Below are 25,521 nucleotides of genomic sequence, written 5' to 3' on the forward strand. Positions count from 1 at the left end.
CTCACGATGGGCACATACGGCACCCGTGCCGTCACCCAGACGACAGGAGGTTCGTCATGGCCAACTCGTCCGCAGCCGCCGCTCGTCGGCACCGCGCCACCGGCCCTGCCCCCTCACTGACCGGCCCGGCGAGCGACGTGCACCCCGTCCCGCGCCGCTCCCCGGCCCCTCCCGCCGCCCTCGGCCTGCTCGCCCAGGCCCGCGCGAGCCTGGAGGAGGCCACCACCCACCGCACGCCGAACGAGCGGTACGCGACGGCCCACCTCGCCGCGCTGCGCACCGCCGCCGCCGTACTCGCCGCGCGGGGACGTCCGGATCCCACCCCGCGCCGCCGGGCCCGCATCAGGAGTGCCTGGGAAGTGCTCCCCGAGATCGCGCCCGAACTCGCCGAGTGGAGCGCGCTGTTCGCCGCGGGCGCCGCGCGCCGCGCCCGTGCGGAGGCCGGGATCCGGGGCGCGGCCGGCCGGCGGGACGCCGACGACCTGATACGGGACGTGGCGATGTTCATCCGCCTGGTCGAACGCATGCTCCTCCTCCAGCCGGTCCTGCCCCAGCCCCGCCCCGACACCGACACCGACATCGACCCCGCGACCGGGGCGGGCGAACCGACCGGAGCGAACCCCTCCCACCCCGAGCGCACCCCGTGCCGCGACCTGCCGGACGCGGGCTGACACGCACGGCGCGCGTCCGTACGGCAGTTGCCGCCCCGGCGAACGGCCACGGCGGGGTGGCGACTGCGGCGGCGGAGCCGAGCGGCAGGTCGGGGGGTGGAGGCAATAGGGTGGAAGGCGCCTGAAGCCCTTCCAGTTCCCGTGCGCCGGGCGGGGAGGGGCAGTCCGATCGCTCCGCCGTGCAAGAGGCGGTGCCGCGCCGAGGAGTCAACTGCCGTGTCGGACCCGATGCGCCCGCCCGTCTCCCACCACCCTCAACCGACGTCGCCGCGCCCCGATCCCTCTCGCCCCCGCGCTTCTCTCCGTACCGCCGTGGTCTGGGAGGTCCTGCACGACGCCCTCGACCGCCGGGTCAAGGCCGCGGGCCGGGAGTCCCTGGACGTCCTCGACACCGGCGGCGGCAGCGGCAACTTCGCCGTGCCCGCCGCCCGGCTCGGCCACCGGGTCACCGTCGTCGACCCCAGCCCCAACGCGCTGTTCGCGCTGGAGCGCCGTGCCGCCGAGGCCGGCGTGGCCGACCGGGTGCGGGGCGTCCAGGGCGACGCCCGCGGCCTCTTCGACGTGGTCGAGCGCGGCGGCTACGACGCCGTGCTGTGCCACGGCGTCCTGGAGTACGTCGACGACCCCGCCGAGGGCGTGCGCAACGCGGTGGCCGCCCTGCGCGCCGAGGGCGTCCTGAGCGTGCTCGCCGCCGGTCTCGGCGGCGCCGTGCTCGCGCGCGCTCTGGCCGGGCACTTCAAGGAGGCCCGGCAGGCGCTCGACGACCCGGACGGGCGCTGGGGCGAGGGCGACCCGGTGCCGCGCCGCTTCACCGCCGAGCAGCTCACCGCACTCGTCGAGGGCGCGGGCCTGCGGGTCGGCGCCGTGCACGGGGTGCGGATCTTCGCCGACCTGGTGCCCGGGGTGCTCGTGGACACCGAGCCCGGAGCGCTGGACGCCCTGCTGCAACTGGAGGCGGCGGCGGCCGAACGGCCCGCGTTCCACTCCGTGGCCACGCAGCTCCACGTACTCGGTGAGACCCGGGGTGCGGCGGAGGACTGAGCCGCTTCGCGGGGCGGGCCGCCGACCGGCCCTTCGGCCGGGCATGCAGTCCGCCACAGGCCGCCCGGTCGGCCGCTTCGCGCCGTATGATCGAGGGAGACCGTCCGGCATGACGGCCCGCCCGCCGGGGAATGCAAGCCTCAGCGGACCGGGACGACATGGCGGATTCCGGTTGGCCAATTGGCGCAGAGGGGCGGGTTTCACGGGGGCGATTCCCTGCCTATCCTGAAGGGACCCCCCGAGTCGCCCCGGCGACTGCACGATGAGGAGGACTCCGTGCCGCTCTCGGAGCACGAGCAGCGCATGCTCGAGCAGATGGAGCGAGCGCTGTACGCCGAAGATCCCAAGTTCGCGTCGGCGCTCGAGGGAAGCGGGCTGCGTACGTACACCCGGCGGCGGGTCTACCAGGCGGTCGTGGGCTTCCTCGTAGGTATCGCGCTCCTCATGGCAGGAATGGTCGTCCAGCAGCTCATCTGGGTCAGTGTGGTGGGCTTCCTGGTCATGCTGGGCTGCGCCGTACTGGTCGTGACCGGCTGGCGCAAGGCGCCCAAGCCGGGCGAGCAGGCCGCCGGCGGCCCGCAGGCCCGCCGTCAGGCCCGTGCGAAGCGCTCCATGATGGACCGCATCGAGGAGCGCTGGCAGCGCCGCCGCGACGAGCAGGGCGGCCGCTAGCCCGCCGAGCACCACGGTTGTGGGTGAGGGGGTGACCACCACTGGTGGTCACCCCCTCACGCATGTCCGGGAGCCGGAACGGGAGCCGGCCGCCTCAGCCGGAACCTCAGCCGGCCGGAACCTCAGCCGGCCGGACCCCCAGCCGGCCGGAACCCCGGCCCGAGACCTCGGCAGGGCCCCTCAGCCGGAGGCCCCGGCCCCGTCCCCCGAGCCCTGCTGCTCCGACGGCCCGCGCAGCGTCGTCCGGGCGGCGGCGACACGGGCACTGACACGGGACCCGAGCGCGTTCCACCGGGCCGACGCCGTCCAGACCACGCGCGCCATGGAGCGCGGGGCGAGCGCGGCCCGCAGCCTGGTGCGCCGGGACGACGTGTCCCGCAGGCCGCCGGCGACCCGCCGGACGTCCTCGGCGAGCCCCGCCACCGGACGCGGGCGCGGCGCGTAGAGGACCTGCTCCACCGCGTCCGCCAGCCGGTGCGCCGACGCGGCGGCCACCTCGTCGAGGCGCCCGAGGCGGACGATCCGGGCGGCCGCCCTGCGCGGGGTCTGCGACTCGTCCGGCAGGATCCCGAAGTCCCAGGCGGTGTCGCCCAGTTCCTGCCAGACCGCCAGGATGTGCGGCCCCGCGTCCGCCTCGCCGCGCCCGTGCGCGCCCAGTCGCACGGCGCGCATCCGCCGGCGCCACAGGAGCGGGGACAGCGGCAGGGCGAGGACCAGCAGGCCGCCCAGCGTCCACCCCAGGACGGCGTACCACTTCGGGCCGCCGTCGCCCTGGGCCTGCCCGGCCTGCGCGGAGGGGCCGCCGCACTCCTGGAGCCGCCGCAGCTCCGGCGGGCAGCTCTGGTTCGCCGACGGCGCGGCGGAGGGCGCCGTGCTCGCGTCCTGCGACGGCGCCGTCTGCTCCGGCAGACTGGTGCCCGGCGTGTCCGACTGGGTGTACGCCGGCACCGAGCCGCGCGTCGGGGTCGGCTCGAAGCGGGTCCAGCCGACGCCCTCGAAGTACAGCTCGGGCCAGGCGTGCGCGTCCTTCAGGCCCACCGCCACGGTTCCGTCGCTCTGCAGGGTGCCGGGCGCGAAGCCCACCGCGACCCGGGCCGGTATGCCGAGGGTGCGGGCCATGGCGGCCATCGCGAAGGAGTAGTGCACGCAGAAGCCGCGCTTGTCCTTCAGGAACCGCGAGATGGCCCGCGGTCCGCTGCCCGCCTCGACCTGCGTGTCGTACTGGAAGCCGCCGTCGAGGGCGAACCAGTCCTGGAGCTCGACCGCCTGCTCGTAGTGGTTCGTCGCGCCCTCGGTGACCCGGCGGGCGGTGCTCGCGACGTCCGCCGGCAGAGATTTGGGCACTTTGGTGTACTCGCGCCTCAGTGCCGCCGACGGCTCCGGCGCCGTGGCGAGCTGCTCGGCGGTCGGCCGCACCTGAAGGCTCTTCACCTCGTAGGTCAGCCCGCGCGTGGTCTGCTTGTGGTCGCCGACGAGGGTCATGCCCACGGGCTCGTAGCGCCAACTGCCCTTGATCCGCACGGCGCTCGGCGGGTACGGCATCGGCAGCCAGTCCTGGACGTACGAGTCCGCCGCCGAGATCGTCGTGGTGATCTCCGTACGCTTGACGCCGCCGTCCAGGCCCAGCGGGGCGGGGAGCGGGTCGGGCACGCTCACGATGTGCCGCTGGGACGGCTTCCAGGTGGTGCCGTCGAAGTCGTCCAGGGACAGGATCCGCAGGTACAGGTTCGAGGTGTCGGACGTGTCCGTGCGCAGGGTGATGACCGTGTGGTCCTCGTCGACGTTCAGGCTGTCGCGCAGGGAAACCAGCGGGTTCACCGCGGAGATCGTGCCACCGTTGCCGCTGCCCGAGCCGACTCCGGTTCCGGTGCCGCCGAGCAGCCCGCCCTGCATCGCCGGCAGGGCGAGCGGCACCACCAGGGCGATGCCGAGGGCGAGGGCGCCGATCCGGCGCCCGGTGCGCACCGGAGCGGTCGCGCCGCCCTGCTCGCCGTCCCCCGCGCGCGGTGCCCCGGAGAACACCCGCCCCCACTGCGAGAGCCGGTCCCGGCCCTCGGCCAGCAGCAGTACCAGGTAGCCGGCGGCCGCGATCAGGAACCACCACCAGCCGGTGCCGCCGTCGGACAGGCCCGCGGCCACGGAGTACACGGCGAGCAGCGGCAGGCCCGCCGGGGCCGCGCTGCGGAAGGTCACCGCGAGCGTGTCCACGATCAGCCCGATCACCAGGACGCCGCCGACGAGCATCAGGCGGATGCCGTCGGTCTGCGGCGCCGGAATGGCGTACCGTCCGACGTCGTCCGCGCCCTCCCGCAGCAGTTCGGCCAGGTGCCGGAAGGCCTCCGGGCCCGGGAACAGCCCGGCGAAGGCCTGTCCCCGGGCGAAGACCAGGGTGAGCAGCATCAGCGTGGCCAGGGCCTGCGCCGCCACGGTCAGCGGCCGCGCCAGCGGCACCCGCCGGGCCACCGCGCCGACCCCCGACTGCACCGCCAGCATCAGGATGGCCTGGAGGATCCACGAGGCGGGGGAGACCAGCGGCAGCAGCGCGCACGACGCCGCCAGCGTCGCCGCCGCCGCACACAGCGCCAACCGCGTCCGCCCGCTCATACCCGCCCCTCCACGACGCCCGTGCCGCTCGTGGGCACGTCGCGCTGGTTCTTACGTCGGTTCGGGGCCGCCCGGTCCGTCACGCCGTTCATGGTCATCGTGCGGGTGCCGCTCGTGGGCACGTCGCTCTGGTTCCGGCGCCGGCCCGGGGTTGCCCCGTCCGTCACGTCGATCATGACCATCCCCCGCCCGGCCCCGTCCCGCCGGCCGCGCCCGCGCTGGTGCGCTCCTGGTCCGCGCGGCGCCACAGGTCGTCCAGGCCGGCGCCCCGGGGCACCGGCACGGCTGTCCAGCCCGCGTCGCGCAGCAGCCGGAGGCGGTCGTCGGTCCGGGACGCCGGCCCCGGTACGTCGCCCGGTTCCCGGACCCAGGTCTCGCTGTCCAGGACGAAGGCGACCGCTGCGCCGCTGCGCTGCCGCATCTTGGCCGCGACGTCGGTCTGCGCCTCGTCGAGGTCGCCGAGGAAGGCCACCAGCAGTCCCTCGTTGCCGCCGCGCAGCACGTCGTAGGCGCGGGACAGGCCCGCCCCGTCGGAGTGGTCGATCACGGCGAGGGTGTCCATCATCAGTCCGGCCGCGTCCGCCGACTCCTGGCTGGCGCCCGCGAACCCGTCGCCGCCCTCGCCGGGCACGGAGTTGCCGGTGTCGGTCAGCAGCCGTACCGAGAAGCCCCGCTCCAGCATGTGCACCAGCACCGACGCGGCGCCGGACACGGCCCACTCGAAGGCCGAGTCGGGTCCCGCGCCCCGGTAGGCGAGCGCCCGGGTGTCGAGGAGCACCGTGCAGCGGGCGCGCTGCGGCTGCTCCTCGCGGCGCACCATCAGCTCGCCGTAGCGCGCGGTGGACCGCCAGTGCACACGGCGCAGATCGTCGCCGTAGCGGTACCCGCGCGGGATGACGTCGTCCTCGCCGGCCAGTGCCAGCGAGCGCTGCCGCCCGTCGCCGTACCCCTTGGCCTCCCCGCTCAGGCGCAGCGGCGACAGCGGCTCCACCCGCGGGATCACGGTCAGGGTGTCGTGGGCCGAGAAGGAACGGGTCAGTTCGCACATCCCGAAGGGGTCGGTCAGCCGCAGTTGCAGCGGGCCCAGCGGATACCGCCCGCGCAGGTCGGAGCGGACCCGGTAGGAGACCTCACGGCGGCCGCCCGGCTCGACCCGGTCGAGCACGAAACGCGGCCGTGGTCCGAGCACGTACGGCACCCGGTCCTGGAGCATCAGCAGGCCGGTGGGCAGCCGTGAGACGTTGTCCATCCGCAGATGCACCCGGGCCTCACTGCCGGCGGGCACGCGCGCGGGGGAGAGCCGGCGGCTGCCGGCGACCCGGTAGCGCGTGCGGAAGAGCACCGTGGCGCACACCAGCGGCAGCGCCGCCAGCAGTAGCCCGACCCGCAGCAGGTCGCTCTGGCCGAGGACGTAGGCGCAGATCGCGGCGGCGATTCCGGCGGCCAGGAAGGAGCGCCCGCGGGTGGTCAGACCGGCCAGCGCGGTGCGGACGCCGCCCCGGTCCCTGCGGTCGTCGTCCGCGTGCGCCGTCCCCGCGTCGGCCATCACAGACCCCGCGGCGGCTGCTGGCCGTACGCGGGCGCGCCGCGGCCCAGGCCGAAGCCGCCGGACTGCTGGGGCGCCGCGGGCACCGGGGTGCGCTGGAGGATCTCCTGGACGACCTGCTCGGCGGTGCGGCGGTTGAGCTGGGCCTGGGCGGTGGGCAGCAGCCGGTGGGCCAGGACGGCCACGGCCAGCGCCTGCAGGTCGTCCGGCAGCGCGTACTGCCGGCCGCTCAGCGCGGCGGACGCCTTCGCCGCGCGCAGCAGATGCAGCGTCGCGCGCGGCGAGGCGCCGAGTCTGAGGTCGGGATGGGTGCGGGTGGCGGAGACCAGGTCCACCGCGTACCGCCGCACCGTCTCGGCGACGTGCACCCCGCGCACGGCCTCGATCAGTTTCACGATCTCGTGCGCGTGCGCCACCGGCTGGAGGTCGTCCAGCGGGCTCACCCCGCCGTGCACGTCCAGCATCTGCAACTCGGCGTCCGGGCTCGGGTAGCCGATGGACACCCGGGCCATGAAGCGGTCGCGCTGGGCCTCGGGCAGCGGATAGGTGCCCTCCATCTCGACCGGGTTCTGGGTGGCCACCACCATGAACGGGGACGGCAGTTCGTAGGTCTGCCCGTCGATGGTGACCTGCCGCTCCTCCAGGGACTCCAGCAGCGCCGACTGGGTCTTGGGCGAGGCCCGGTTGATCTCGTCGCCGATCACGATCTGCGCGAAGATGGCGCCCGGCTTGAACTCGAAGTCCCGGCGCTGCTGGTCCCAGATGGACACGCCGGTGATGTCCGACGGCAGCAGGTCGGGCGTGAACTGGATACGCCGCACCGAACAGTCGATGGACCGCGCCAGCGCCTTGGCGAGCATTGTCTTGCCCACCCCGGGAACGTCCTCGATCAGAAGGTGCCCCTCGGCGAGCAGCACGGTCACCGAAAGCCGTACGACCTCGGGCTTGCCCTCGATCACTTCTTCCACCGAACGGCGGACCCGCTCCACCGTGGCGGTCAGATCGTCCCCCACTCTCGGCTCCGCTCGAGCGGGGGCACCCCCATGGCTCGCTCGATCGTCATAGGTCGTCACCCGGCGGCCCTCCTCGGCCCTTCCCCACGCTCTTCGGCGAGCGGGGGATACCCCAACTTTCCGGGCCGACGCTCTGCTGTGCGGACCGGCCCACCCCGAATCAGGCACCACGCGTGAAACGTTCCGCGTGAGGCCACCCCCGCATTCTTGCCGCCGTTACCGATTCGTGTCACTCGCCTGTGGACAACTGGCCGCGATATGTCGGGTCTTGCGGCTTTCGCTGGTGACGGAGGCATGCCGCGCACCGGACTTCCGGCGCGCGTGCGGCGGTCAGACGGGGTCGATCTCGCGCAACAGGCCCGTCCTGACGTCGAAGACGAAACCGCGCACGTCGTCGGTGTGCAGCAGGAACGGCGAGGTGCGTACGCGCTGCATCGACTGCCGCACGTCCTGGTCCACGTCACGGAAGGCCTCCACGGCCCAGGCCGGACGCTGCCCGACCTCCATCTCCAGGTCGTGCCGGAACTCCTCGGTGATGGACTGCATGCCGCAGTTGGTGTGGTGGATCAGCACGATGCTGCGCGTGCCCAGGGCCCGCTGGCTGATGGTGAGCGAGCGGATGACGTCGTCGGTGACCACACCGCCCGCGTTGCGGATGGTGTGGCAGTCACCGAGTTCCAGGCCGAGTGCGGCGTGCAGGTCGAGACGGGCGTCCATGCAGGCCACGACGGCGACCCTCAGCACGGGCCGGGCGTCCATCCCCGGATCGCTGAACGCGGCCGCGTACTGCTGGTTGGCCTCCGCGAGACGGTCGGTGACGGTGCCACGCCGGTCTATGGCGCCCTCGGACCCGGCGGGAACTGATGCAGAAGTCGTCATACTCATGACGTTAGTGGGCGCCAGGGCCCGGGTCCTGTTGTGAGACGGTACAAAGAACCCCGTCATGGCTTGTTGTGAGGCACCCCACACGCAGGGCCAACCCGCACCCGTACGAGTGAATTCTCGTCTTGGCGTGCGGGTCGCTGCTCCGTCGGGCGACGCGCAGGCCGGTTGATTGACCGCGAGACAGGGTGCACTAAAGTGACGCGAAGCGGGAGGCGTGGCTCTTCCTGCTGGACTGCATTCCCGACAGACCCCGGCCTACGCGCCGGCGGTCTCCCCACGTGCGCGGCGCGTACGTACGGCTCGGCCTCCTCCCGCTTCCGGTCGGCTGACGCTTCCGGCGCCGGCAGGCCCTTTTCTTTCCTGAGCGGTCGGGGATCCGGCGGTGCGTGCGGGACGCGCCGGACTGAGAGGGCTCCTTGAGCGACAGCCGACACGTCCCCGTGATGCTCCAGCGGTGCCTGGATCTGCTGGCGCCCGCCCTGGAGCGGCCGGGAGCGGTGGTCGTCGACTGCACCCTCGGCCTCGGCGGACACAGCGAGGCGCTGCTCACCCGCTTCCCCGAGGCGCGGCTGGTGGCCCTCGACCGCGACAAGGAGGCCCTGCGCCTGTCCGGCGAGCGCCTGGCCCCCTTCGGCGACCGGGCCACCCTGGTGCACGCCGTCTACGACGAGCTGCCCGACGTGCTCGACCGGCTGGGCGTCCCGCGCGTGCGGGGCGTCCTGTTCGACCTCGGGGTGTCCTCGATGCAGCTCGACGAGGCCGACCGCGGCTTCGCCTACGCCCAGGACGCCCCCCTGGACATGCGCATGGACCAGAGCACCGGGATGAGCGCCGCCGAGGTCCTCAACACCTACCCGCCCGGCGAGCTGGTCCGCATCCTGCGGGCGTACGGCGAGGAGAAGCAGGCCAAGCGGATCGTGGCCGCCGTCGTGCGTGAACGCGAGAAGGAGCCGTTCACCAACAGCGCCCGGCTGGTGGAGCTGATCCGCGACGCGCTGCCCCAGGCCGCCAAGCGCACCGGGGGCAACCCGGCCAAGCGCACCTTCCAGGCGCTGCGGATCGAGGTCAACGGCGAGCTCGCCGTGCTGGAGCGGGCGATCCCGGCCGCGGTGAAGGCGCTGGAGGTCGGCGGGCGGATCGCCGTGCTGTCGTACCACTCCCTCGAGGACCGCCTGGTCAAGCAGGTGTTCGCGGCCGGCGCCGCGTCGAGTGCGCCCCCCGGGCTCCCGGTCGTGCCCGAGCGCTACCAGCCCCGGCTCAAGCTGCTCACCCGCGGTGCCGAACTTCCGACCGAGGAAGAGATCGCCGAGAACCGGCGGGCGGCGCCGGCCCGGCTGCGCGGCGCCGAGCGCGTCAGGGAGGACGTCGAGTGAGCCAGGGGGACCAGTGAGCAGGAAACCCGAACTGAGGGGCCGTGCCGCCCGACTCGCCCGGCTCTTCCCGGCCGGCCGGGGCCAGGCCGCCCGCACCCCGTTCGTCCTCCTCGTCGTGCTCCTGCTCGGCGGCGGCCTCATCGGGCTGCTGATGCTGAACTCCGCCCTCAGCGAGGGCGCGTTCCAGCGGGAGGCGCTCCAGAGGGACACCAAGAACCTCACCGACGAGGAGCAGGCCCTCCAGCGGGACATCGACTCCTACTCCGCCCCGGACGCCCTCCAGCTCCGCGCCCGGCAACTGGGCATGGTGCCCGGCGGCGACCCGGCCTTCCTGGGCGCCGACGGGACCGTCAAGGGCGTCCCCTCGGCCGCCCCCGCGCAGGAGACGCCGCTGTCGCTCCTGCCGCCCGTGGCGCTCGCCCCCTCACCGTCCGCCACGGACGGCACCGCCCCGGCAACCGCGGGCCTGGCACCGCCACCCGCCCAGGGCCCCGCCCCGACCCCGGAGAACACCACCCCGGCCCTCCCGGCCGCACCTCCCCCCGCGCCGACCCTCCCGGCCGCACCTCCACCCGCCCCGACCCCGACCCCCGGCAGGTGACGGACGTGTCCGACCGCGAACCACCGCGCCGTCCGGTCCCCGGGCCGTCCGGGCCCGACGTGCTCGACAGGGAGCCGCCGCGTCGCCGGGTGGCTGGCCTGTCCGGGTCTGCTGGGCCGGGGGTGCCGTCGTGTCCGGGGGTCGTGGTCGGCGCGGCCGGCTTCGTTGTGTCCCGGTCCGATCCGACCTGGACTTTCGGCAGGTTGGCGGGCGTGTCAGGTGGGGAGTGGCCGCGCCGTCCGGTGCCCGGGCCGTCCACGCCCGACATGTCCGACAGGGAGCCGCCGCGTCGCCGGGTGGCTGGCCTGTCCGGGTCTGCTGGGCCGGGGGTCGGGTCATGTTCGGTTTCCGGGGGTGTCGTGGTCGGCGCCCCGGCCGGCGTCACTGTGTTCCGGTTCGCTTCGATCTCGACTTTCGGCAGGTGACGGACGTGTCCGACAGGGAACCGCCGCGTCGCCGGGTGCCCGGACCCGCCAGGCAGGCGCGTCCGGCCGCGCGGCAGCGGCCCGGCCCCGGTGCCCGGCCGGCCCGCCGCCCGGCGTCGGCCCGGCCCCAGGCCGCGCGCATCCGGCTCGGCAGCCCCCGTCCCCGGTTGCGGCTGGTCGCCCTCGCGCTGACCCTGGTGCTGCTCGTGTTCGCCGTACGGCTGTTGCAGGTGCAGGCCGTCGACGCGAGCGCGTACGCCGCCAAGGCCGAGGAGAACCGGTACGTGGTGCACACCCTGGCCGCCGAGCGGGGCCGCATCACGGACCGCAACGGCGTCGACCTGGCGACCAGCGTGGACGCCGACGACATCACCGCCGACCCCACCATGTTCAGCCGCGACCAGCTGCACATCGGCGACGGCCCCGAGCAGGCGGCCGCGCTCCTCGCCCCGATCCTCGGCCAGGACCAGGCGGCCCTCACCGCGAAGCTCCGCACGCCGAACACCCGCTACGTGCTGCTCGCCCGGCACGAGACCCCGCAGGTCTGGAGGCAGATCAAGGACCTGAAGACGGCCCTGGCGAAGAAGGCCCAGAAGGACAAGACCACCGTCAACGTGCTCGCCGGCGTCTTCTCCGACCCCAGCAGCAAGCGGGTCTATCCCAACAGCGGTCTCGCCGCCGGGATACTGGGCTGGGTCAACGCCGAGGGCAAGGGCGGCGGCGGTATCGAGCAGCTACTGAACGAGCAGCTGGCCGGCAAGCCCGGCAAGATCCGCTACGCCCAGTCCGGGGGCCGCGAGGTGCCCACCGCGGGCTCCACCGAGACGCGCGCGGTGCCCGGCTCCGACACCGAGCTCACCATCGACCGCGACATCCAGTGGGCCGCCCAGAAGGCCATCACCGAGCAGGTGGCGAAGTCCGGGGCGGACCGCGGCTACGTCATCGTGCAGGACACCCGCTCCGGCGAGATCCTCGCCATGGCCAACTCCCCGGGCTTCGACCCGGGCGACCTGTCCCACGCCGACCCGGCCGCGCTCGGCAACGCCGCCGTCCAGGACGCCTACGAGCCCGGCTCCACCGCCAAGGTCATGTCCATGGCCGCCGTACTGGAGGAGAACGCGGCGACGCCGCTCACCCACGTCGTCGTGCCCAACCGGCTGCACCGCGGCGACCGCCTCTTCCAGGACGACGTCGACCACAACACCTGGTACCTCACGCTGAACGGCGTGCTCGCCAAGTCCAGCAACATCGGCACCATACTGGCCACCGGCCAGCTCGGCAGGACCCAGCCGGAGGCCAACAAGGTCCTCTACTCCTACCTGCGCAAGTTCGGCATCGGCGAGCCGACCGGACTCGGCTTCCCCGGCGAGACCCGGGGCATCCTCGCGCCCCCCGACAAGTGGTCCACCTCGCAGCAGTACACGATTCCTTTCGGCCAGGGCTTCTCCATCAACGCCGTGCAGGCGGCCTCCGTCTACTCCACGATCGCCAACGGCGGAGTGCGCGTGCAGCCGACGCTGGTGCGCGGGACCAAGGGGGCCGACGGCCGCTTCGCACCGGCCGACAAGCCGGAGAAGACGCGGGTCGTGAGCGCCAGGACGGCGAAGACGCTCGCGCACATGCTGGAATCCGTGGTCGACGACGAGCAGGGCACCGGTGCCAAGGCGCGCATCCCCGGCTACCGGGTGGCGGGCAAGACCGGCACGGCCAACCGCGTGGACCCGGCCACCGGCCGGTACCGCGGCTACACCTCCTCCTTCGCCGGGTTCGCACCCGCCGACAACCCCCGCGTCACCGTCTACTGCGCCATCCAGAACGCCACCAAGGGCAGCTACTTCGGCGGCCAGATCTGCGGCCCGATCTACAAGGAGGTCATGGAGTTCGCGTTGAAGACGCTCCAGGTGCCACCGACCGGTGCGCAGGCCGCGAGCCTGCCCGTCGACTTCAAGCCGTGACCGGAACAGAACGACCAGGAACCAGCCCGTGACAACGATCACTCCCGGCCCCGGGAACCGCCCGTCGCACCGGCCCTCGTCCGCGCCGGACGGCGCTGCGCGCGATCCCCTTTTTAGCTCCACGGCGGGTACGCCCGGTACGCTCACCGCCGTGCCACACGCTGATCAGTCCCAAACCACCCAGAAGGGCGCTTCCGTGACATATCCGGGACCGCCGCGACCGGTTCAGGCCTCCGCCGCACCCCTCGCGGAGCTCGCCGATCAGCTGGGGGTCACCGCTCCGGACGGCGCCGCCGTGGTCACCGGCATCACCCACGACTCGCGCGCCGTGCGCCCCGGCGACCTGTACGCGGCCCTGCCCGGCGCCCGCACGCACGGCGCCGACTTCGTCACCCAGGCGGCGAGCCTGGGCGCGGTCGCCGTGCTCACGGACCCGTCCGGCGCCGAGCGCGCCGCCGCCACCGGCCTGCCGGTGCTGGCCGTGGACGACCCGCGCGGTCGGATGGGCGAGCTGGCGGCCACGATCTACGGCAGGCCCGGCCGCGACCTGCTCCAGATCGGCATCACCGGCACCTCCGGCAAGACCACCACCGCCTACCTCGTCGAGGGCGGCCTGAAGACCGTGAAGTCCACCGGACTGATCGGCACCGTCGAGATGCGCATCGGCGAGGAGCGCATCAAGTCCGAGCGCACCACCCCCGAGGCCACCGACCTCCAGGCCCTGTTCGCGGTCATGCGCGAGCGCGGGGTCGAGGCGGTCGCCATGGAGGTCTCCAGCCACGCCCTCGTGCTCGGCCGTGTCGACGGCTGCGTCTTCGACATCGGTGTCTTCACCAACCTCAGCCCGGAACACATGGAGTTCCACTCCGACATGGAGGACTACTTCCGGGCCAAGGCGCAGCTGTTCACGCCGGAACGCAGCAGGCTCGGCGTGGTCAACTTCGACGACGAGTACGGTCGCCGGCTGGCCGGGGAGGCCACGGTCCCGGTCGTCACCTTCTCCGCCGAGGGCCACCCCGACGCCGACTGGCGCGCGGAGGACGTCCAGGTCGGCCCGGTCGACTCCACCTTCACCGTGGTCGGTCCCGAGGGCCGGCGGATCGCCGCCAGGTCGCCGCTGCCGGGCCCGTTCAACGTCGCCAACACGCTGGCCGCCGTGGTCGCCCTGGCCACCGCGGGCCTCGACCCGCAGTCCGCCGCCGACGGCATCGCCGCCGTTCCGGGCGTACCGGGCCGGCTGGAGCGTGTCGATGTCGGCCAGCCGTACCTCGCGGTCGTCGACTACGCGCACAAGACGGACGCCGTCGAGTCGGTTCTCAAGGCGCTGCGCAAGGTCACCAAGGGCCGGCTGCACATCGTGCTCGGCTGCGGCGGGGACCGCGACCGGACCAAACGCGCGCCGATGGGCGCCGCCGCGGCCCGGCTCGCCGACATCGCCGTGCTGACCTCCGACAACCCCCGCTCCGAGGATCCCCTGGCGATCCTCGCCACGATGCTCGAGGGCGCGGCCTCGGTGCCCGCGCACGAGCGCGGCGAGGTGCTCCTCTTCGAGGAGCGGGCCGCCGCGATCGCCGCCGCCGTCGACCGCGCGCAGCCCGGGGACACCGTGCTGGTCGCGGGCAAGGGCCACGAACAGGGCCAGGACATCGCCGGAGTGGTCCGTCCCTTCGACGACCGCCAGGTGCTTCGCGAAGCTATCCAGAAGACCCAGGGATGAACTTGTGATCGCCCTCTCCCTCGCCGAGATCGCAGCAGTCGTCGGCGGGCAGACGTACGACATACCGGATCCGTCCGCGGAGGTCACCGGGCCCGTGGTCCGGGACTCCCGCGAGGTGGTGCCCGGCAGCCTCTTCGTCGCCTTCGTCGGCGAGCGCGTGGACGGCCACGACTTCGCCGCGGCCGTCGTCGGGGCGGGCGCGGTCGCCGTGCTGGCGTCCCGCCCGGTCGGCGTGCCCGCGATCGTCGTCGAGGACGTGCAGGCCGCGCTCGGCGCCCTCGCCCGTCACGTCGTCGAACGGCTGGGCGCGACCCTCGTGGCCCTCACCGGCTCCGCGGGCAAGACCAGCACCAAGGACCTCATCGCGCAGGTGCTGCGGCGCAAGGCGCCGACCGTGTTCACGCCCGGCTCCCTCAACAACGAGATCGGGCTGCCGCTGACCGCGCTGAGCGCCACCGAGGAGACGAGGTTCCTCGTGCTGGAGATGGGTGCCCGCGGCATCGGCCACATCCGCTACCTGACCGGACTGACCCCGCCGAAGGTCGGCCTGGTGCTCAACGTCGGCACCGCCCACATCGGCGAGTTCGGCGGCCGTGAGCAGATCGCCCAGGCGAAGGGCGAGTTGGTGGAGAGCCTGCCGGCGGCCGAGGACGGCGGAACCGCGATCCTCAACGCCGACGACCCGTTGGTACGGGCCATGGCCTCCCGTACGAAGGCGAAGGTGATCCTTTTCGGAGAGTCCGGCGAAGCGGACGTACGCGCCGAGAACGTGAGACTCACGGACAGCGGGCAGCCCGCCTTCAGGCTTCACACACCCTCCGGTGCAAGCGATGTGACGATGCGCCTGTACGGTGAGCATCACGTGTCGAACGCGCTCGCCGCGGCCGCCGTCGCCCATGAGCTGGGCATGTCCGTAACTGAGATCGCCACCGCGCTCTCCGAGGCGGGCTCCCTCTCCCGCTGGCGGATGGAGGTCACCGAGCGCCCGGACGGCGTAACGGTCGTCAACGACGCCTACAACGCCAACCCCGAGTCCATGCGGGCCGCTCTGCGCGCGCTGGTGGCCATGGGCGGGGGACGGCGGACCTGGGCGGTGCTCGGCAAGATGGCCGAGCTCGGGGACGAGGCGCTAGCCGAGCACGACGCGGTCGGACGGCTCGCCGTCCGGCTCAACGTCAGCAAGCTCGTCGCGGTCGGGGGCAGGGAAGCGTCCTGGCTGCAACTGGGCGCATATAACGAGGGTTCGTGGGGTGAGGAGTCGGTGCACGTGTCCGACGCACAGGCGGCGATCGACCTGTTGCGCAGCGAGTTGCGCCCGGGGGACGTCGTCCTCGTGAAGGCGTCCCGTTCGGTCGGCCTGGAGAGTGTCGCCCAGGCGCTGCTCGAGACCGGTACCGAGGGCGAGGTCGCAGCCCGATGATGAAGCAGATCCTGTTCGCGGGAGTCATTGGCCTCTTCCTGACGCTGGTCGGCACCCCGCTGCTGATCAAGCTCCTGGCCCGCAAGGGCTACGGCCAGTACATCCGCGACGACGGACCGCGTGAACACGCCAGCAAGCGCGGTACGCCGACCATGGGCGGCATCGCCTTCATCCTGGCCACGATCGCCGCCTACTTCCTGGCCAAGGTGATCACCGGCTACACCCCGACCTACTCGGGTCTGCTGGTGCTGGGCCTGATGGTCGGCATGGGCCTGGTCGGCTTCCTCGACGACTACATCAAGATCGTCAAGCGCCGGTCGCTGGGTCTGCGCGCCAAGGCGAAGATGGCCGGCCAGCTGATCGTCGGCATCTCCTTCGCGGTGCTCGCGCTGCAGTTCTCCGACAACCGCGGCAACACCCCCGCCTCGACGAAGCTGTCGTTCATCACGGACTTCGGCTGGACGATCGGCCCGGTGCTGTTCGTCGTCTGGGCGCTGTTCATGATCCTCGCGATGTCGAACGGCGTGAACCTGACCGACGGCCTGGACGGTCTGGCCACCGGTGCCTCCGTGCTCGTCTTCGGCGCCTACACCTTCATCGGCGTCTGGCAGTTCCAGGAGTCCTGCGCCAACGCGATGACGCTGACCAACCCCAACGCCTGCTACGAGGTGCGCGACCCGCTCGACCTCGCGGTCGTGGCCTCCGCGCTGATGGGCGCCTGCCTCGGCTTCCTGTGGTGGAACACCTCGCCGGCCAAGATCTTCATGGGCGACACCGGTTCGCTCGCGCTCGGCGGTGTGCTCGCGGGTCTGGCGATCTGCTCCCGCACCGAGCTGCTGCTCGCGCTGCTGGGCGGTCTGTTCGTGCTCATCACCATGTCGGTGGTCATCCAGGTCGGCTCCTTCCGGCTCACCGGGAAGCGGGTCTTCCGGATGGCACCGCTCCAGCACCACTTCGAACTCAAAGGCTGGTCCGAAGTGCTTGTCGTGGTCCGTTTCTGGATCATCCAAGGTATCTGTGTGATTGTCGGACTGGGCCTCTTCTATGCGGGATGGGCAGCGGACAAGTGATCGACTGGCAGGGTAAGAACGTCACCGTCGCGGGACTCGGCGTCTCCGGTGTCCCGGCGGCCAAGGTCCTGCACGGTCTCGGCGCGCACGTCACCGTCGTCAACGACGGCGACGACGAGCGCGCCCGGACCCAGGCGGCCGAGCTGGAGGCGCTCGGTGTGACCGTGCGCCTCGGTGACGGGGACACCCTGCCGGAGGGCACCGAGCTGATCGTCACCGCACCGGGCTGGCGGCCGGACAAGCCGCTCTTCCGCGCCGCCGGGCAGGCCGGCGTACCCGTCTGGGGGGACGTCGAACTCGCCTGGCGGCTGCGCGGCCCGGACGCCGCTCCGTGGCTCGCCGTGACCGGCACCAACGGCAAGACCACCACCGTGCAGATGCTCGCCTCCATCCTCGAGGCGGCGGGCCTGCGCACGGCGGCCGTCGGCAACATCGGCGTCTCCCTGCTGGACGCCGTCCTCGGCGAGGAGCGCTACAGCGATCTTGATGTACTGGCGGTGGAGCTGTCGAGCTACCAGCTGCACTGGGCGCCCTCGCTGCGCGCCCACTCCGCCGCCGTCCTCAACCTCGCCCCCGACCACCTCGACTGGCACGGCTCCATGGAGGCCTACGCCGCCGACAAGGGCCGTATCTACGAGGGCAACCGCGTCGCCTGCGTATACAACGCCGCCGACAAGGCCACCGAGGACCTGGTGCGCGAGGCGGACGTCGAGGAGGGCTGCCGCGCCGTCGGCTTCACGCTCGGCACGCCCGGCCCCTCCCAACTCGGCGTCGTGGACGGCATCCTCGTCGACCGCGCCTTCGTCGAGAACCGGCACAAGAACGCCCAGGAGCTGGCCGAGGTCTCCGACGTCCACCCGCCCGCCCCCCACAACATCGCCAACGCCCTCGCCGCGGCGGCCCTGGCACGCGCCTTCGGCGTCCCGGCGCAGGCCGTCCGGGACGGTCTGCGGGCCTTCACCCCGGACGCCCACCGCATCGCGCACGTGGCCGACGTGGACGGCGTGGCCTACGTCGACGACTCCAAGGCCACCAACACCCACGCGGCTCAGGCCTCGTTGGCGGCGTACGAGTCGATCGTGTGGATCGCGGGCGGTCTGGCGAAGGGCGCGACCTTCGACGAGCTCGTCGCGAACTCGGCGAAGCGGCTGCGCGGCGCCGTCCTCATCGGTGCCGATCGCGCGCTCATCCGTGACGCCCTCGCGCGACACGCCCCGGAGGTACCCGTCGTCGACCTCGACCGGACCGACACTGGGGCGATGCTCCAGGCCGTCCAGGAGGCGCGGCGGCTCGCACGGCCCGGCGACACGGTACTGCTGGCCCCGGCCTGCGCCTCCATGGACATGTTCGCCAACTACAACAGGCGCGGCGAGGCGTTCGCGGAGGCCGTATCCGGACTCGGCGCCTGATCCCGGCCGCCCCCGCTGCCGGGCGACCTCGGGAGGGAGGCGTGGGACCCGTGAGCCGAGCCGGACTTGCGCGGCCGACGTACAGCGGAGGACCCGATGCCCGGTAGCCCCGGCAGCAGCCGTACCGGTCGCCCGCCCGTGCAGCGGACCGTCAAGCGCCCGATGGCCGGCCGGACCCCCGGCCGGCGCCCCTCGGGGAGCCTGATCGATCGCGCGCGCCGGGCCTGGGACCGGCCGCTGACCGCCTACTACCTGATCCTCGGCGCCAGTCTGCTGCTCACCGTGCTGGGTCTGGTGATGGTCTACTCGGCCTCCCAGATCACCGCGCTGCAGAAGGCACTGCCGGGCTCCTACTTCTTCCGCAAGCAGCTGCTCGCGGCCGCGATCGGCGCCGGGCTGCTGCTGCTCGCCGCCCGGATGCCGGTCAGGCTGCACCGGGCGCTGGCCTACCCGATCCTGGCGGGCGCGGTGACCCTGATGGCGCTGGTGCAGGTGCCGGGGATAGGGATGGCGGTCAACGGCAACCAGAACTGGATCTCGCTCGGAGGCTCCTTCCAGATCCAGCCCAGCGAGATCGGCAAGCTGGCGCTGGTGCTGTGGGGCGCCGACCTGATCGCGCGCAAACAGGACAAGCGGCTGCTGGCCCAGTGGAAGCACATGCTGGTGCCGCTCGTCCCGGTCGCCTTCATGCTGCTCGGGCTGATCATGCTCGGCGGCGACATGGGGACCGCGATCATCCTCACCGCCATCCTGTTCGGGCTGCTGTGGCTGGCGGGGGCGCCCACCCGGCTCTTCGTGGGGGTGCTGTCGTTCGCCGGCGTGATCGGCTTCCTGCTGATCCAGACGAGCCCCAACCGCCTCGGCCGGTTCGCCTGCGTCGGCTCCAGCGACGCGGACAAGTGCTGGCAGGCGGTGCACGGCATCTACGCCCTGGCCTCCGGCGGACTGTTCGGTTCGGGACTCGGTGCAAGCGTGGAAAAATGGGGTCAACTACCAGAAGCTCACACCGACTTCATCTTCGCCGTCACCGGCGAGGAACTGGGCCTCGGGGGGACGCTGTCGGTGCTCGCCCTGTTCGCCGCTCTAGGCTATGCGGGCATCCGCGTGGCCGGACGCACGGAGGACCCCTTCGTGAGGTACGCCGCGGGAGGCGTGACCACCTGGATCACCGCGCAGGCAGTGATCAACATCGGTGCGGTGCTCGGTCTGCTGCCGATCGCCGGCGTCCCGCTCCCGCTGTTCTCCTACGGAGGATCCGCCCTGCTGCCGACCATGTTCGCCATCGGGCTGCTGATCGCCTTCGCGCGTGAAGAGCCCGCTGCGCGGGCGGCGCTTGCCATGCGGCAACCTCGCTTTGGTAGAAAGCGGGCAGGAGGCTCCGCGCCCGGCCGGAGATCCGACCGCGGATCCGGTCGCGAGCCTCGGAGATGGAACACGATGCGACGGCGTGCCTCGGCGGCGCGTCCGTCCGGAGAGCGGTGAATTTCGGTGCATGTCGTACTCGCCGGCGGAGGTACCGCGGGCCACATCGAGCCCGCGCTCGCCCTCGCGGACGCCCTGCGCAGGCAGGACCCGACCGTGGGGATCACGGCCCTGGGCACGGAGCGCGGCCTGGAGACCCGGCTCGTCCCCGAGCGGGGCTACGAGCTCGCGCTCATCCCGGCGGTGCCGCTGCCGCGCAAGCCCACCCCCGAGCTGATCACCGTCCCGGGCCGGCTGCGCGGCACGATCAAGGCGGCCGAGCAGGTCCTGGAGCGCACCAAGGCGGACGCCGTGGTCGGATTCGGCGGCTACGTCGCCTTGCCCGGCTACCTGGCCGCCAAGCGGCTCGGTGTGCCCATCGTCATCCACGAGGCCAACGCCCGCCCGGGCCTGGCCAACAAGATCGGTTCGCGGTACGCCGCGCAGGTCGCCGTCTCCACGCCCGACAGCAAGCTGCGCGGCGCCCGCTACATCGGTATCCCGCTGCGCCGCGCCATCGCCACCCTGGACCGGGCGGCCGTGCGCCCCGAGGCCCGTGCGGCGTTCGGGCTCGACCCGAACCTGCCCACGCTGCTGGTCTCCGGCGGCTCCCAGGGCGCCCGCCGGCTCAACGAGGTGGTCCAGCAGGTCGCGCCCTGGATGCAGCAGGCGGGCATCCAGATCCTGCACGTGGTCGGCCCGAAGAACGAACTGCCCCAGGTGCAGCAGATGCCGGGAATGCCGCCCTACATCCCGGTAAGTTACCTTGACCGGATGGACCTCGCGTACGCCGCGGCCGACATGATGCTCTGCCGCGCCGGCGCGATGACCGTCGCCGAACTCTCCGCCGTCGGGCTCCCGGCCGCCTACGTTCCGCTGCCCATCGGCAACGGCGAACAGCGGCTGAACGCCCAGCCGGTGGTCAAGGCCGGCGGCGGACTGCTGGTCGACGACGCGGAACTCACCCCCGAGTGGGTGCAGCAGAACGTCCTGCCCGTGCTCGCCGATCCGCACCGGCTGTACCAGATGTCCCGTGCCGCCGGGGAGTTCGGCCGCCGGGACGCCGACGACCTGCTCGTCGGCATGGTGTACGAGGCCATCGCCTCGCACCGTTAGGACCGTATGCACGAAAGGGCTTGAGAGCGTGGCCGGACCGGCGACCGCGGAGCGCGGTGAACGTCAGCAGGAGTCGTCGTCCGGCCCGCCTCTGGTCCACCGGCTGAGACGGATGAGCCCTCGTACGATCGTCATCCTTTCGCTGGCCCTGATCTGCCTGGGCGCCGGTTCCCTGTGGGTGCTGTACGGCTCGCAGTGGACGCGCGTGGAGCACGTATCCGTCTCCGGTACCACGGTTCTGACGCCCACCCAGGTGCGCGCGACCGCCGGCGTACGGCTCGGAACGCAGCTGATTTCCGTCGACACCGATGCGGTCGAGACCCGGCTGCGTCGTGAATTGCCCCGAATTGACTCGGTTGACGTGGTGCGTTCATGGCCGCACGGAATCGCGTTGAAAGTCGTCGAGCGCACTCCGGTCATGGTGGAGGAAAAGGGCGGAAAGTTCGTCGAAGTGGACGCGAAGGGTGTCCGGTTCGCCACGGTTTCACAGGCACCGAAAGGCGTGCCCCTGCTGGAATTGTCGCTTTCCCGCTCGAGTACGGCCGCCGCGAGCCTGCGGCGCTTCGGCGAGGCCCGGCTGGTGCGCGAGGCCGTCGTGGTCGCCGGGCGGATTCCCGCCGCGGTCGCCCGTGAGACCCGGGTCGTCAAGGTCCGCACCTACGACGACATCTCGCTGGAGTTGACGGGCGGCCGCACCGTCGCCTGGGGCAGTGGGGAGAACAGCCGGCTGAAGGCCCGCACCCTGACCGCGCTGATGAAAGCGGCGCCCGGCGCACGGCACTTCGACGTCAGGGTCCCCACCGCCCCGGCGTCATCGGGGAGTTGACGCACATCAGCGCAGGCCAACACCCTGGTTGAGCGCCGCTATGGCTGATCACATAGGGTGAAAAGAAAAACGGGAGGTTCGGCGTGTTCGTTGAACGGGCGCCACTTGTCGACTTAGTGTCCTGTTCCGAAGACTTCAGGGAACAGACACACTGGTAACCCTAAACTTCAGGGTTAGGGTTCGGGTCGGCGTTCGGACCGTCCCATTCGGCATCAGTCGTCGGATCGCGGCAGGACCGCGAGGCGGCGACACGTAACTCGAGGCGAGAGGCCTTCGACGTGGCAGCACCGCAGAACTACCTCGCAGTCATCAAAGTCATCGGTGTCGGCGGCGGTGGTGTCAATGCCATCAACCGGATGATCGAGGTCGGTCTCAAGGGCGTCGAGTTCATCGCCATCAACACCGACGCGCAGGCGCTGTTGATGAGCGACGCCGACGTCAAGCTCGATGTCGGCCGCGAACTGACGCGCGGACTCGGCGCCGGGGCCAACCCGGCCGTCGGCCGCAAGGCCGCCGAGGACCACCGTGAGGAGATCGAGGAGGTCCTCAAGGGGGCCGACATGGTCTTCGTGACGGCCGGTGAGGGCGGCGGCACCGGTACCGGCGGCGCGCCCGTCGTGGCCAACATCGCTCGCTCGCTGGGTGCCCTCACCATCGGCGTGGTCACGCGCCCGTTCACCTTCGAGGGGCGGCGCCGGGCGAACCAGGCCGAGGACGGTATCGCCGAGCTCCGCGAAGAGGTCGACACCCTCATCGTCATCCCCAACGACCGGCTGCTGTCCATCTCGGACCGCCAGGTCAGTGTGCTCGACGCGTTCAAGTCCGCGGACCAGGTGCTGCTGTCCGGTGTGCAGGGCATCACCGACCTGATCACCACCCCCGGCCTGATCAACCTCGACTTCGCCGACGTCAAGTCGGTCATGTCCGAGGCCGGCTCGGCGCTCATGGGCATCGGCTCGGCCCGCGGTGACGACCGCGCGGTGGCTGCGGCCGAGATGGCGATCTCCTCCCCGCTCCTCGAGGCCTCCATCGACGGCGCCCGGGGCGTGCTCCTGTCCATCTCCGGCGGTTCGGACCTCGGTCTGTTCGAGATCAACGAGGCCGCCCAACTGGTCAGCGAGGCGGCGCACCCCGAGGCCAACATCATCTTCGGCGCGGTCATCGACGACGCCCTCGGCGACGAGGTCCGGGTCACCGTGATCGCGGCCGGCTTCGACGGCGGGCAGCCTCCGGCCCGGCGGGACAACGTCCTCGGCTCGTCCTCCACCCCGCCCCCGGCCCGCCGCGAGGAGACGGCCCCGGTGCGCCAGCCCGAGAGCCGCCCGACCTTCGGCTCGCTCGGCAGCGTGACGCCGAAGGAGGAGCCGGAGCCCGTGGTCCCCGAGCCGGTGCAGGACCTGCAGCCCGTGACCCCGCCCATCACGCCGTCGCCGCGCAGCTACTCCGACAGCGCGGCCGAGGAGCTGGACGTACCGGACTTCCTCAAGTGATAGGTCGGCACGACACCGTGAGCGGCGCGCACTTCGCCTTCACCGACCGGTGGGGCGGGGTGAGCGCCGTTCCGTTCGAGGAGCTCAATCTCGGCGGCGCGGTCGGCGACGACCCCGGCGCGGTACGCGCCAACCGTGAACTGGCCGCCAAGTCCCTCGGACTCGACCCGGACCGGGTCGTCTGGATGAACCAGGTGCACGGCAACGACGTCGCCGAGGTCGACGGGCCGTGGACCACGCGGCTCACCCCGCCGGTCGACGGCCTGGTGACCGCGACCCGCGGGCTCGCCCTCGCCGTGCTCACCGCCGACTGCGTTCCGGTACTGCTCGCCGACCCGGTCGCCGGTGTGGTCGCCGCGGTCCACGCCGGGCGGCCCGGCATGGTCAAGGGGGTCGTCCCGGCCGCGGTCGACGCGATGGAGTCGCTCGGCGCCCGGCCCGACCGCATCACCGCCCGCACCGGACCCGCCGTGTGCGGCCGGTGCTACGAGGTGCCGGAGTCGATGCGCGCCGAGGTGGCCGCCGTCGAGCCGGCGGCGCACTCCGAGACGAGTTGGGGTACACCGGCCGTCGACGTGAGCGCCGGCGTGCACGCGCAACTCGAGCGCCTCGGGGTGCACGACCGGGAGCAGTCGCCGGTGTGCACGCGGGAATCGAGTGATCACTTCTCGTACCGCCGCGACCGCACCACCGGTCGGCTCGCGGGCTATGTCTGGCTGGACTGATGGGGCATGACGGACCGTAGGAACGAACTCGCCGCGAACCTGGCGAAGGTGGAGCGGCGTATCGCCGCCGCGTGCGCGGCCGCGGGCCGGGCGCGGGAAGAGGTGACCCTCATCGTGGTCACCAAGACGTACCCGGCCTCGGATGTGCGGATCCTGTCGGAACTCGGTGTGCGCCACACCGCCGAGAACCGGGACCAGGAGGCGGCGCCCAAGGCCGCCGACTGTGCGGATTTGCCCCTGACGTGGCATTTTGTTGGTCAACTTCAGACCAATAAAGTGCGATCCGTGGTCGGTTACGCCGATGTCGTACAGTCGATCGACCGTTCCCGGCTCATCACCGCGCTCTCCAGGGAGGCCGTGCGGGCGGAGCGTGAGGTCGGCTGTCTCATCCAGGTGGCGCTGGACGCGGGGGAGAGCGGACGCGGGGAGCGGGGAGGCGTCGGGCCCGGCGGAATCGAAGAGTTGGCCGACCTCGTCGCCCGCTCCGAAGCGCTCCGGCTCGACGGGCTGATGACCGTCGCCCCGCTGACCGGGGAGTACGCCGGCCGGCAACAGGCCGCGTTCGAGCGCCTCGTGGATTTGTCGACCGACCTGCGCTCGGCCCATCCGGCTGCCACCATGGTCTCGGCAGGGATGAGTGGGGACCTCGAGCAGGCCGTGGCCGCCGGTGCGACACATGTGCGCGTCGGAAGCGCGGTACTCGGAGTCCGCCCCAGGCTCGGGTAACGTCGCCAAGAAGTCGGACCACAGCAGAAAATATGGTCAATATCGCCCAACGGGGCGCAACGACCTCGTGGATCGCGGGCACTTGGCGGTCGTCAGCGGATCCACCACAGAGCGGAGGACTCAGAGCATGGCCGGCGCGATGCGCAAGATGGCGGTCTACCTCGGCCTCGTGGAGGACGATGGGTACGACGGCCGGGGATTCGACCCCGATGACGACTTCGAACCCGAGCTGGACCCGGAACCCGAGCGGGACCGCCGACGGCACGACCCACCGCACCAGTCGCATGGGGTGCATCAGCCCCAAAGGGATGAACCGGTGCGAGTGGTGCAGCCTCCGACGCCCCGCGAACCGGTGTCGCATTCCGCTTCGCTCCCGGCGGAATCCGGGCGTCCGGCGCGCATCGCGCCCGTGGCGTCCATCACACAAGACCGCGCAAGCCTGGAGAAGAACGCACCGGTGATCATGCCCAAGGTCGTGTCGGAACGAGAGCCGTACCGGATCACCACACTTCACCCCCGGACCTACAACGAGGCCCGTACCATCGGGGAACACTTCCGTGAGGGCACCCCGGTGATCATGAATCTGACTGAGATGGATGACACAGACGCGAAGCGACTTGTCGACTTTGCCGCCGGTTTGGTGTTTGGTCTTCACGGCAGTATCGAGCGGGTGACGCAGAAGGTGTTCCTGTTGTCGCCTGCTAACGTCGATGTCACGGCGGAGGACAAGGCCCGCATCGCAGAGGGCGGGTTCTTCAACCAGAGCTGAGACGCA

Annotated in this window: 22 protein-coding genes; 17 read left to right on the plus strand and 5 right to left on the minus strand. The window is 72.1% G+C overall.

The window, feature by feature from the left end; genetic code table 11:
- Positions 1 to 56 precede the first annotated feature (56 nt).
- The 3 genes from TNCT6_RS23200 to TNCT6_RS23210 all read left to right on the plus strand — a co-directional run bounded on the left by TNCT6_RS23200 (position 57) and on the right by TNCT6_RS23210 (position 2,384).
- Positions 57 to 671: an SAV_6107 family HEPN domain-containing protein gene (locus tag TNCT6_RS23200; protein WP_172632995.1), complete on the plus strand. Its 615-nt coding sequence runs from the start codon at positions 57 to 59 to the stop codon at positions 669 to 671.
- Positions 672 to 887: 216 nt separating this feature from the next.
- A complete protein-coding gene (locus TNCT6_RS23205) occupies positions 888 to 1,712 on the plus strand; it encodes a bifunctional 2-polyprenyl-6-hydroxyphenol methylase/3-demethylubiquinol 3-O-methyltransferase UbiG (RefSeq protein ID WP_172632996.1) in 825 nt (274 codons plus the stop codon).
- A gap of 276 nt (positions 1,713 to 1,988) precedes the next feature.
- Positions 1,989 to 2,384: a DUF3040 domain-containing protein gene (locus TNCT6_RS23210; protein ID WP_141361715.1), complete on the plus strand. Its 396-nt coding sequence runs from the start codon at positions 1,989 to 1,991 to the stop codon at positions 2,382 to 2,384.
- Positions 2,385 to 2,564: 180 nt separating this feature from the next.
- Here TNCT6_RS23210 and TNCT6_RS23215 read toward each other — a convergent pair whose 3' ends face one another.
- The 5 genes from TNCT6_RS23215 to TNCT6_RS23235 form a co-directional block, all read right to left on the minus strand.
- Positions 2,565 to 4,988, minus strand: coding sequence for a DUF3488 and transglutaminase-like domain-containing protein (locus tag TNCT6_RS23215; protein ID WP_141361717.1), 2,424 nt, complete (start codon positions 4,986 to 4,988; stop codon positions 2,565 to 2,567).
- Positions 4,985 to 5,164, minus strand: a complete 180-nt coding sequence (locus tag TNCT6_RS23220) for a hypothetical protein (RefSeq protein WP_141361719.1) — start codon at positions 5,162 to 5,164, stop codon at positions 4,985 to 4,987. Before TNCT6_RS23220 ends, TNCT6_RS23215 begins: the two co-directional genes overlap by 4 nt.
- Complete coding sequence (locus tag TNCT6_RS23225; protein WP_141361721.1) at positions 5,161 to 6,534, minus strand: DUF58 domain-containing protein; 1,374 nt, start codon at positions 6,532 to 6,534, stop codon at positions 5,161 to 5,163. Before TNCT6_RS23225 ends, TNCT6_RS23220 begins: the two co-directional genes overlap by 4 nt.
- Positions 6,534 to 7,607, minus strand: coding sequence for an AAA family ATPase (locus tag TNCT6_RS23230; RefSeq protein WP_373996199.1), 1,074 nt, complete (start codon positions 7,605 to 7,607; stop codon positions 6,534 to 6,536). Before TNCT6_RS23230 ends, TNCT6_RS23225 begins: the two co-directional genes overlap by 1 nt.
- A 270-nt stretch (positions 7,608 to 7,877) precedes the next feature.
- The gene (locus TNCT6_RS23235; protein ID WP_141361725.1) at positions 7,878 to 8,426 is read right to left on the minus strand and encodes a carbonic anhydrase; all 549 of its coding nucleotides are present in this window, start codon (positions 8,424 to 8,426) and stop codon (positions 7,878 to 7,880) included.
- Positions 8,427 to 8,848: 422 nt separating this feature from the next.
- Between TNCT6_RS23235 and rsmH the strand changes: the two genes are divergently transcribed.
- From rsmH to TNCT6_RS23305, 14 genes are all read left to right on the plus strand, one after another.
- Entirely contained in the window at positions 8,849 to 9,805 is a 957-nt protein-coding gene (gene rsmH, locus TNCT6_RS23240) for a 16S rRNA (cytosine(1402)-N(4))-methyltransferase RsmH (protein WP_141361727.1), read from the plus strand.
- Positions 9,806 to 9,818: 13 nt separating this feature from the next.
- Entirely contained in the window at positions 9,819 to 10,406 is a 588-nt protein-coding gene (locus TNCT6_RS23245; RefSeq protein ID WP_141361729.1) for a septum formation initiator family protein, read from the plus strand.
- A 430-nt stretch (positions 10,407 to 10,836) separates the two neighbouring features.
- Positions 10,837 to 12,786 carry a penicillin-binding protein 2 gene (locus tag TNCT6_RS23250; protein WP_301184399.1) on the plus strand — a complete coding sequence of 650 codons (1,950 nt, stop codon included), beginning with the start codon at positions 10,837 to 10,839 and terminating at the stop codon, positions 12,784 to 12,786.
- 28 nt (positions 12,787 to 12,814) lie between these two features.
- Positions 12,815 to 14,503: a UDP-N-acetylmuramoyl-L-alanyl-D-glutamate--2,6-diaminopimelate ligase gene (locus TNCT6_RS23255; protein WP_373996200.1), complete on the plus strand. Its 1,689-nt coding sequence runs from the start codon at positions 12,815 to 12,817 to the stop codon at positions 14,501 to 14,503.
- Between the two features lie 4 nt (positions 14,504 to 14,507).
- Positions 14,508 to 15,923, plus strand: coding sequence for a UDP-N-acetylmuramoyl-tripeptide--D-alanyl-D-alanine ligase (murF, locus tag TNCT6_RS23260; protein ID WP_141361735.1), 1,416 nt, complete (start codon positions 14,508 to 14,510; stop codon positions 15,921 to 15,923).
- Positions 15,923 to 16,993 (plus strand): phospho-N-acetylmuramoyl-pentapeptide-transferase, encoded by a 1,071-nt coding sequence (gene mraY / locus TNCT6_RS23265; protein WP_141366748.1) that lies wholly within the window; start codon positions 15,923 to 15,925, stop codon positions 16,991 to 16,993. The genes murF and mraY overlap by 1 nt, the downstream gene beginning before the upstream one ends.
- Entirely contained in the window at positions 16,975 to 18,402 is a 1,428-nt protein-coding gene (gene murD / locus TNCT6_RS23270; RefSeq protein WP_141361737.1) for a UDP-N-acetylmuramoyl-L-alanine--D-glutamate ligase, read from the plus strand. The genes mraY and murD overlap by 19 nt, the downstream gene beginning before the upstream one ends.
- A gap of 96 nt (positions 18,403 to 18,498) precedes the next feature.
- Positions 18,499 to 19,884 carry a putative lipid II flippase FtsW gene (gene ftsW / locus TNCT6_RS23275; protein ID WP_141361739.1) on the plus strand — a complete coding sequence of 462 codons (1,386 nt, stop codon included), beginning with the start codon at positions 18,499 to 18,501 and terminating at the stop codon, positions 19,882 to 19,884.
- A gap of 6 nt (positions 19,885 to 19,890) precedes the next feature.
- On the plus strand, positions 19,891 to 20,979 hold the full coding sequence (gene murG, locus TNCT6_RS23280) for an undecaprenyldiphospho-muramoylpentapeptide beta-N-acetylglucosaminyltransferase (RefSeq protein WP_141361741.1): 1,089 nt from the start codon (positions 19,891 to 19,893) through the stop codon (positions 20,977 to 20,979).
- A gap of 28 nt (positions 20,980 to 21,007) precedes the next feature.
- Positions 21,008 to 21,805: a cell division protein FtsQ/DivIB gene (locus TNCT6_RS23285; RefSeq protein ID WP_141361743.1), complete on the plus strand. Its 798-nt coding sequence runs from the start codon at positions 21,008 to 21,010 to the stop codon at positions 21,803 to 21,805.
- 278 nt (positions 21,806 to 22,083) lie between these two features.
- A complete protein-coding gene (gene ftsZ, locus TNCT6_RS23290) occupies positions 22,084 to 23,295 on the plus strand; it encodes a cell division protein FtsZ (protein ID WP_141361745.1) in 1,212 nt (403 codons plus the stop codon).
- Positions 23,292 to 24,020: a peptidoglycan editing factor PgeF gene (pgeF, locus tag TNCT6_RS23295; RefSeq protein ID WP_141361747.1), complete on the plus strand. Its 729-nt coding sequence runs from the start codon at positions 23,292 to 23,294 to the stop codon at positions 24,018 to 24,020. Before ftsZ ends, pgeF begins: the two co-directional genes overlap by 4 nt.
- Positions 24,021 to 24,026: 6 nt before the next feature.
- Positions 24,027 to 24,746, plus strand: a complete 720-nt coding sequence (locus TNCT6_RS23300; RefSeq protein ID WP_141361749.1) for a YggS family pyridoxal phosphate-dependent enzyme — start codon at positions 24,027 to 24,029, stop codon at positions 24,744 to 24,746.
- Between the two features lie 127 nt (positions 24,747 to 24,873).
- Complete coding sequence (locus TNCT6_RS23305) at positions 24,874 to 25,515, plus strand: cell division protein SepF (RefSeq protein ID WP_141361751.1); 642 nt, start codon at positions 24,874 to 24,876, stop codon at positions 25,513 to 25,515.
- Positions 25,516 to 25,521 lie beyond the last annotated feature (6 nt).

This window comes from Streptomyces sp. 6-11-2 (genome assembly GCF_006540305.1).
In the GTDB taxonomy this organism is placed as follows: domain Bacteria; phylum Actinomycetota; class Actinomycetes; order Streptomycetales; family Streptomycetaceae; genus Streptomyces.

Excerpts from the sequence above, each read along its gene's own strand:
- TNCT6_RS23200 (WP_172632995.1), top strand. The coding sequence starts at position 57 with ATGGCCAACTCGTCCGCAGCCGCCGCTCGTCGGCACCGCGCCACCGGC.
- TNCT6_RS23215 (WP_141361717.1), bottom strand. The coding sequence starts at position 4,988 with ATGAGCGGGCGGACGCGGTTGGCGCTGTGTGCGGCGGCGGCGACGCTG.
- TNCT6_RS23220 (WP_141361719.1), bottom strand. The coding sequence starts at position 5,164 with ATGATCGACGTGACGGACGGGGCAACCCCGGGCCGGCGCCGGAACCAG.
- TNCT6_RS23225 (WP_141361721.1), bottom strand. The coding sequence starts at position 6,534 with ATGGCCGACGCGGGGACGGCGCACGCGGACGACGACCGCAGGGACCGG.
- TNCT6_RS23235 (WP_141361725.1), bottom strand. The coding sequence starts at position 8,426 with ATGACGACTTCTGCATCAGTTCCCGCCGGGTCCGAGGGCGCCATAGAC.
- mraY (WP_141366748.1), top strand. The coding sequence starts at position 15,923 with ATGAAGCAGATCCTGTTCGCGGGAGTCATTGGCCTCTTCCTGACGCTG.
- murD (WP_141361737.1), top strand. The coding sequence starts at position 16,975 with ATGGGCAGCGGACAAGTGATCGACTGGCAGGGTAAGAACGTCACCGTC.
- ftsW (WP_141361739.1), top strand. The coding sequence starts at position 18,499 with ATGCCCGGTAGCCCCGGCAGCAGCCGTACCGGTCGCCCGCCCGTGCAG.
- TNCT6_RS23300 (WP_141361749.1), top strand. The coding sequence starts at position 24,027 with ATGACGGACCGTAGGAACGAACTCGCCGCGAACCTGGCGAAGGTGGAG.
- TNCT6_RS23305 (WP_141361751.1), top strand. The coding sequence starts at position 24,874 with ATGGCCGGCGCGATGCGCAAGATGGCGGTCTACCTCGGCCTCGTGGAG.